At 59.0% G+C, this 6,888-nt stretch carries 6 protein-coding genes and 2 pseudogenes; 2 read left to right on the top strand and 6 right to left on the bottom strand.

The window, feature by feature from the left end; translation table 11 throughout:
• Both BLR85_RS27205 and BLR85_RS27200 read right to left on the bottom strand, forming a co-directional pair.
• Nucleotides 1-217 (bottom strand): annotated as a pseudogene (locus BLR85_RS27205) (IS110 family transposase); the annotation flags it as partial.
• A 143-nt stretch (nucleotides 218-360) separates the two neighbouring features.
• A pseudogene (locus tag BLR85_RS27200) lies at nucleotides 361-692 on the bottom strand (transposase); the annotation flags it as partial.
• Nucleotides 693-1,078: 386 nt separating this feature from the next.
• Here BLR85_RS27200 and BLR85_RS27195 point away from each other — a divergent pair.
• Nucleotides 1,079-1,894: a DUF2189 domain-containing protein gene (locus BLR85_RS27195; RefSeq protein WP_093164790.1), complete on the top strand. Its 816-nt coding sequence runs from the start codon at nucleotides 1,079-1,081 to the stop codon at nucleotides 1,892-1,894.
• Nucleotides 1,895-2,348: 454 nt separating this feature from the next.
• On the opposite strand, the gene BLR85_RS27190 is transcribed toward BLR85_RS27195, so the two are convergent.
• The 3 genes from BLR85_RS27190 to BLR85_RS27180 all read right to left on the bottom strand — a co-directional run bounded on the left by BLR85_RS27190 (nucleotide 2,349) and on the right by BLR85_RS27180 (nucleotide 5,187).
• Nucleotides 2,349-3,653, bottom strand: a complete 1,305-nt coding sequence (locus BLR85_RS27190; protein WP_093164787.1) for a TRAP transporter large permease — start codon at nucleotides 3,651-3,653, stop codon at nucleotides 2,349-2,351.
• Nucleotides 3,640-4,140, bottom strand: coding sequence for a TRAP transporter small permease (locus BLR85_RS27185; RefSeq protein ID WP_093164784.1), 501 nt, complete (start codon nucleotides 4,138-4,140; stop codon nucleotides 3,640-3,642). Before BLR85_RS27185 ends, BLR85_RS27190 begins: the two co-directional genes overlap by 14 nt.
• A gap of 69 nt (nucleotides 4,141-4,209) precedes the next feature.
• Complete coding sequence (locus BLR85_RS27180) at nucleotides 4,210-5,187, bottom strand: TRAP transporter substrate-binding protein (RefSeq protein ID WP_093164781.1); 978 nt, start codon at nucleotides 5,185-5,187, stop codon at nucleotides 4,210-4,212.
• A gap of 145 nt (nucleotides 5,188-5,332) precedes the next feature.
• On the opposite strand from BLR85_RS27180, the gene BLR85_RS27175 reads away from it, so the two are divergent.
• On the top strand, nucleotides 5,333-6,112 hold the full coding sequence (locus BLR85_RS27175; RefSeq protein ID WP_093164778.1) for an SDR family NAD(P)-dependent oxidoreductase: 780 nt from the start codon (nucleotides 5,333-5,335) through the stop codon (nucleotides 6,110-6,112).
• Nucleotides 6,113-6,647: 535 nt separating this feature from the next.
• Here BLR85_RS27175 and BLR85_RS27170 read toward each other — a convergent pair.
• On the bottom strand, nucleotides 6,648-6,888 hold a 241-nt coding region (locus tag BLR85_RS27170), incomplete at its 5' end, for a transposase (RefSeq protein WP_139188583.1).

Here is a 6,888-nt window from a genome sequence, read left to right as displayed (position 1 = left end):
CAAAACCAGCTTCGGTCAGGGCGCGATGCAGCCATTGGGATAAAGGCCCAGCCTCCAAACCGATCAATGCCACTTCTCCTGCCAAGGCACACAGAAAGGCGCCGATGGCCTCGGGTTCGCAGGCGACCTCTGCCTCCTTCACGACCTCCCCGTGCTCACTCAAAACACAAAGCGCCGACTTTTCCAAAGAGACATCCATTCCGACAAACAGCTTCATCACACTTCCTCCGTCAGATTTTGATGCGGAGAATGGCGCCAGCTGCCGTCGGCTGGATCAAGCGCAACGGTAGCTTCAAGCGCTAGCCCCGTTACGGCATCTCGTTCTCGTTTCATAGCTAAAACAAGACAGTTGCGGCGAGCGCCCTTGGTCCGGCCAATCAGGCGTCCACGCCCCCCTTTTCCACGCCCATGCTGGTCGCCGTGCGGTGCGCCTTCAGGTAGGTGGCGTCGATCATCACCGTCTTCTTCTCGCCGTGCTCGGCGGCCAGACCGGCCATCATCCGGGCAAAGATGCCCTTGTCGCTCCACCGTTTCCAACGGTTATAGAGCGTCTTGTGCGGGCCATAGGCAGCGGGTGCGTCACACCATCGTAGGCCATTGCGATTGATGAAGATAATCCCACTCAACACACGGCGGTCATCAACGCGTGGCTTGCCGTGCGACTTAGGGAAGAAAGGCTCAAGACGCGCCATCTGGGCGTCGGTCAGCCAAAACAGATCGACATGTTCACCGCTCGTTTTTCGAACCGTGAATCACGTCACCTCTCGGAAATCAACGGGTCCTGCCCCTAAAGCAGGCCATAACGCAATGAACGGCAGCTTTGTCCCGCTGACTTGACCTTGATGCGATCCGCCGCGAACGTCCGGTCTTCTTCCGTCTTGTCGGTTGCGCGGTGAGGAAGCGTCGGAATGCCGGGCTCGCAGCTAAGGTCCGCAAGGTAGACATAGCGGTCATACTCCCCCCTTGCTCTCATGCCTTGCCTGATACAGATTTGTATGTGGGGCAGGGATGTCTGTTTTGCCTCTGGATCTGTTGGCAAACGGACCAGAGCGGCGCCATGCTTTGGGAGGAGTATGTCATGACATCCAAGACCGAAGGTTCCACACCACCGGACAATCAGACGCCGCAGCGGGGCATGCCCGAGGTTAACAAGGTGACGGCGGATGATATCACAGCGTCGCTCAAGGCCGGGTTTTCCGATTTTCTGGCGCGCCCCGTCATGAGCGGCTTTTTCGGCCTGTTCTACGCGGTTTTCGGAATCCTTCTTGTCTGGTGCCTGGTCTGGCTCGGCAAGATCTGGATGGTCATTCCCGCCGTGATCGCCTTTCCACTGGTAGCCCCCTTCGCCGCCGCCGGGCTTTACGAGATGTCCCGCCGGTTGCAGACAGGGGAGAGTTTCGGCTGGTCCGATATCCTCACCGTCATGGCCAATCAACGCAAGCGCGAGATGGGCTGGATGGCCTTTGTCACCCTGTTCATCCTGTGGGTCTGGTTCTACCAGTTCCGGACCGTGCTGGTGATCGTGCTGAAGGATTCCTCCTTCTCGGATCTGGACGGGTTCCTGCACACGGTACTCTTCACGCCCGAGGGCTGGACCTTCCTTGCCATCGGCTCCTGCGTAGGCGCCCTCCTGTCGGCTGTCCTGTTCTCGGTGACCGTCGTCGCCATGCCCATGCTGCTCGAAAGGGAAATGGATTTTATCTCCGCCATGATCACCTCCGTTCGCGTGGTCACGGAAAACCCGGTGGTCATGCTCAGCTGGGCAGCGATCATCTCGGTCACCATGCTTTTATCGCTGGTTCCGGCGTTCCTGGGCCTGATCTTCACCCTGCCGATCCTCGGTCACACCACATGGCATCTCTATCAGCGGGCCGTGCAACCGGCGGAAGGGTGATCTGCTCGGCCATCGCCTTGAGCGGGTGCCTGCATTCGTAGTCCACAGGGAAGAAATGCTCGATTTTCAGGCCGTCGAGTGGCACGTCCTCGGGTGTGCCGAACAGGGTGATGTTAGCCAACCACGACAGGCGTATATCGCCAATCCTGGAAATGGCTGGACGAACCGGGCCGAACGTTTCAGACGATCCCATCTTCCCTGACGGTGGTGTTCGTCGTCAGTTTTTTTCGGAGAGCGGGAGGCGTTTGAGTAACGCGGGTTCTGGCTCGCTTTGTGTCTGAAGTTCTGTGGTGTCGTGTCTCGGCTCACAACTATTTCAACTTGGAACGTCTTCTCTGATCATGACAGATTTTGAATCGGACACGCCTTGTGGCTTTCGCCGAGTGGCGCGACGCAATCAGCAGCTTTCGCGCCCTCAGCGTGGCGGGTTCGCAGCTTTCTGACTGAATTGTCCTCACTTGACGAAGTTTGGCATCAGCCATCGCGGCAAGGCGAGGATCAGATCCGGAACCAGAATGATGATGAGCAGGACCAGAACCATCGGCAAGAGTATCACAACGACGTCCCTCAACGCTTCGATCAGCCTGATCCGACCGATTGCAGAAGCGATAAGAAGACACAGTCCATAGGGCGGTGTGACCAGCCCGAAGGCGAGGCTCATGACGCCGATGATCGCGAAGTGGATCGGATGCATTCCGACATGCTGGGTCACCGGGAAGAGAACCGTGCCAAGGATAATGATGGCGGGGATTGCGTCGATGAACATGCCGATCAGCAGGAAGGCCAGCGCGCACATGATCCCCGTGCCGACGACCCCGAGGCCCATCTGGTCGATCTGATCGACCAAAGTGGCGGGGATCTTGAAGTAGGCGAGGCACCACCCGAAGGCCGAAGCGGTCCCGATGCAGAAAAGCGTGATCGCAGCGAACCGCGCGCTGTCGTAGAGCACTCGCGGCAACTCGCGCAGCGCGATCGTGCGATAGATGAATACACCTAAAACCAGCGAGTAGAGTACGGCTACCACCGAGGCTTCCGTGGGGGTGAAGAAACCGCCGACGATACCTCCTACGATGATGAGCGGTGTCATCAGGGCCAGCGATGCGCTGGCAGCGGCGCCCATCAGTTCTGTCAGCGTCGAACGTTGGTGCACCGGATAGTTGTTTCGCTTTGCATAGATGTAGACGGTTATCATCTGCGACAAAGCAACGAGGACTCCCGGAACAACGCCGGCAAGGAACAGTCCGCCGATGGAGACCGACATGAGTCCGCCCCAGACGACCATCAGGATCGAGGGGGGAATGATGACGCCCATGACGCTGGAACAGGCGGTGATCGCCACGGCGAAAGACGACCCGTAGCCTTCCTTCTTCATCTGCGGGATCAGGAGCGAGCCAATGCCCGCGGCGTCGGCCGTGGACGATCCTGAAATGCCGGCAAAGAGCATCGACACAACGACGTTGACATGACCCAGCCCGCCGGGAAGGTGCCCGACCAGCGCGCGGGCGAGCCGGATCAGACGGTCGGTGATCCCGGCAGAGTTCATCAGGTTGGCGGCCAGAAGAAAGAACGGCACCGCCAGGAGCACGAAGGAGTTGTAGCTCTTGAACATCTCGCGCATCAAAAGAACGGGCGTCAGCCGGTCGTCAATGAAGAACACGGGTACCACGGCGAGGCCGAGCGCGAAGGCCACCGGCACACGCAGGAAAACCAGGATACCAAAGGTGCCGAAGAGGATCGCAGCGACTTCACCCGGCCCCATGGGTGTCTCCTTCTTTTCGACTCTCGCCGCAGATGTCATCGCGGATCCGCTCCAAAAGGAACAGCGTCCAGGTCGCGCCCGCGAGCGGCCATGCGATGTAGATCATCCACATCGGCAGGCCGGAAATTTCGGATTGCTGTCGTGACCCGAGGACGAAGAAATCCCGGCCCCACCACAGGAAGGACAGCGCCATCACGAGCATCGCGAGGTTGACGAAGAGGTTCGAGGCGAGTTCAACGCCGGGGCTTGTGCTATGCGGCAGGACATCTACATCGAAATGCGTCCCGTCGCGGACCGCGATCATCGCGCCGATCAGGATGATCCACACGAAGCAGAAACGGGCGATTTCCTCGGTCCAGATGTAGCGCGGAATTAGGCCGGTATAGCGGCTCAGGATCTGCATCGAGACCGGCACGATCAGCGCGGTCATCAGCACAGTAATCAATAGCTTCAGAAGGCGGTAATAGCCCTCCAGAATCATACGCATGGCGCGTCCTGCTCGATGGTTCGTACAACAGACCCCGCGCCGATTGACGCTGCGCGGGGTCTGCAAGGATCACTTGACGGCTTCTATGGCCTGAAGAACGTCGGTCGCGCCCAGTTCCTCGGCGTAGGCCGCTTTTACCGGGCCGGCGAGTTCCAGCAGCATGTCGCGCTCGGTGAACTCATGCGTCTGCAGCAGTCCCGCCTCCTGCATTTTCATGAGCTTCTCGGTGTCCTGACCGCTTTCGACGTCTCGTCCGAGCTTTCCACCGGCCTTGCCGGCTTCCAGCACACATTCCTGCTCTTCGGGCGTCAGACGCTCGAAGGTGGCATTTGCGAAGGCGATCGGGCGCACGGTGATTGCGTGTTTGGTCAGCGAGATGTCGGGGCCGACTTCGTAGAACTTCATCTGTTCGATGCCCGCAGCCTCGTTCTCGGCTGCATCGATAACGCCCGTCTGGATCGCATTATAGACCTCGTCATAGGCAATGACCGATGGTGCGGCCTTGATCGCCTCGAAGATGCGGGTCTGGATCGGCGCTCCCATCACGCGCATTGGCAGGCCCTCCAGCTCGGCCATGTTCGTCACGGGCTTGTTGACGATCAGATTGCGCGTTCCACCGCCGGCATAGCCGATCAGCCGCACGTTGGCCTGCTGAAGCACGTCCTCGGCCAACGGTGCCAGGGCGTCTTGTTCCATCACGGCGTTCCAGTGATCGAGATCGCGGAACAGGAACGGCATGTCCATCAGTGGCGCTTTTTGACTGAAGGTCGACATGTGCGAGGGGCTGACGATGGCGTAGTCCACCGCGATGCCCTGGCTCATGTTTTCGAAGTAATCCTTCTCAAGACCAAGCTCGGAATTGAGGTGCAGATCGAAAGTCAGCGAGCCGCCGGAACATTCGCCTGCGACGCGCTCGAACTCCCTCAGTGCTTTGGTGAAGGCATGGTTCTCATCGAACTGAACCGCGCCAACAAGTTCGGTCGCGGAAGCGCTGGACACACCTGTAGCCAGCGCGACGCAAACCGCCGCGGCAGTAAATTTATTCATTATATCCTCCCTTGAATTCGGCGTCGGCGACACCGGATTGTGCCGTGAGTATGGTGTAGAGGTGCAGCTGCGTGCAACACTTGAGTTCAACGGTTTAGAGAAAGCCTGCCCGACGCGGCCAGCACGAATAATGAGGAGCGAAGAAATGACCCAAGCTTATGGCAAGATACCGGATTTGGACGGACAACGAGTCCTGATCACCGGGGCATCGACGGGCATAGGCGCCGCATTGGCCCGCGCATTTGGTGCCCAGGGAGCTAAGGTCGCGGTTCACTACAATTCCAGTCGCGAGGCGGCCGAGGCCGTGGTGCGGGACATCGAGGCAGAAGGCGGCACCGCCGTGCTTATCCGCGCCGACGCTTCGGATAGTGGTGCGCTCGCTGCGGCTGTCGGAGAGGCAGCAGAGGCCCTCGGCGGGCTCGACGGGCTGATCAATAACGCTGGCGGCATGGTCAAACGCATCCCTTATGCCGAGGCCACCGACGAAGATTACGACCGGATCATGGACCTCAACGCCCGCTCTATAATTGTCGCGTCGAAGGCTGCGCTGCCCCACCTGAAAAAACAGGGTGGCTACGTAATCAACACCACGTCCATCGCTGCCCGGAACGGCGCTGGCGGCGGCGCGGGGCTTTACGGGTCTTCGAAGGCTTTCGTGTCTAATGTGACCCGCGGGATGGCAAAGGAATGGATCGGCGACGGCATCCGCGTCAACGCGGTTGCGCCGGGGGTCATCGCCACGCCGTTCCACGAGCGTTACTCGACGCAGGCCCAGATGGACGCAATGCTGGCCACGATTCCGCAGGGCCGTGTTGGCGTGGCGGAGGACTGCGTCGGCGCCTACCTGTTCTTAGCTTCAAATACGCTTTCTGGTTTCATCATTGGGCAGACAATCGAAGTGAATGGTGGTCAGCTCATGCCATGACGCGGTATCGACCGGGGAAATCTGCTCGGAAGCCTCAACTTGGATTGCGCTTCGCGTCGGAATGGGCACTGACAATGCCCGGTTCCGGTGGCAGCGTTTCGGCAAGTAAAGCTTCCACTTTGCCCCCTATGTCGGTGTTTTGACTGCTTGCCGCTTGGTTTGGCGTTAGTCTCTTCCTGTCAGAAAGATGATCCGGCAGAGCGCCCGAAGTGACCTTAATTTGGGAACTCTAGGCGCTTTGCTGCACAACTCCCCTTGAAGGATTCACTGTTTGAAACCAGCATGATAGCTGGGATTCATGAGCAGTTGGACCCCTGGAGTAGCCCCCTGAGAGTGGTCCACCAACTTGGGCAGGGAGCCCCCATTCTTCGCACTGGCTAGCCAAGGATGAGTCACTCTCTGGGGCCGATATTCAGATACATGCGCAATCGCCAATTTTCTGTGGTGTGGATGGCGGCTCTGGATCGATTCCGTTGAAAAACAATGCGCTGCAAGTCAGAAAATTGGCTTCAAAAAACGGTGTGAGCGCCTTTGTTCATGGCGCTTTCGGCAATGCTGCAGGTGCAGGAAGGAGCTTGGCGAGTTTCCTGAGGTTCTGTGCGGTGGCTGCGAGGAGGAATTCATCGTTGGCGCCGTTTGGACCGCGTAGTCGGAGCCGGTTGAGGCCGAGTATCCGCTTCAGATGGGCGAACAGCATCTCGACCTTCTTCCGCAGCTTCATGGCGATCTCGTATTGGTCGGTTTTGGCGAGGTCTCGGGCTGTCTGACGGGCGTCT

This window comes from Aliiruegeria lutimaris (genome assembly GCF_900099935.1).
Lineage (GTDB): Bacteria > Pseudomonadota > Alphaproteobacteria > Rhodobacterales > Rhodobacteraceae > Tropicimonas > Tropicimonas lutimaris.
Note: the sequence above shows the minus strand (reverse complement) of the source record. Positions and strands in the feature narration are given on the sequence as shown.